Annotated in this window: 1 protein-coding gene; it reads left to right on the top strand. The window is 61.1% G+C overall.

Features of this window, described 5'->3' with window-relative positions:
- Nucleotides 1–189 precede the first annotated feature (189 nt).
- Entirely contained in the window at nt 190–408 is a 219-nt protein-coding gene (locus ACLQ24_RS30245) for a hypothetical protein (protein WP_425895139.1), read from the top strand.
- Nucleotides 409–473 lie beyond the last annotated feature (65 nt).

The following is a 473-nucleotide window of genomic DNA, read 5'->3' as shown; positions in this document are numbered from 1 at the left end:
CCCTTGACACGATCTTCACATTCCCCATCTCGGTGTCTCCTTCGTTCGGAGTTACACCGTTTTAACGACACACCCGGCTGATCAGGGCAGTGGCGATCTTGCTGACGGTGGGGGTGCGCTGGCCGGGCGCCCGGCCGTGGCCATACCGCCGCTCCCGTCTCGCTCCGTGCGCGAAAGAGGATGTGTCGAGTGACTTTCGACTTCATCGAGAAGCGGCCCGGACCGGGTGACCAGGTGATCTGGTATCCGTTCGCTGAGAACAGCGACTTCAGCCCGAGCTGGTGGGACTACCGGTCGATCGACGGCGTCAAGTCATACGCCTTGCTGGAGGTCCGCCAGGGTGGAGTGGAAGTAGCACGGATCGAGCTCGACCCCGGCGTCGTGATCGATCACTACCTAGTGAGGTGATCTCAGCGACTTTCAGGTAGGTATTTGTACTCGAAGTGAGTCAGGTGCAGCGCGGCGGCGACGAT

This window comes from Micromonospora sp. DT4 (genome assembly GCF_049841675.1).
GTDB lineage: Bacteria > Actinomycetota > Actinomycetes > Mycobacteriales > Micromonosporaceae > Micromonospora.
The sequence above is the reverse complement of the archived record's forward strand: the minus strand, read 5'-3'. Positions and strand labels throughout refer to the sequence as shown.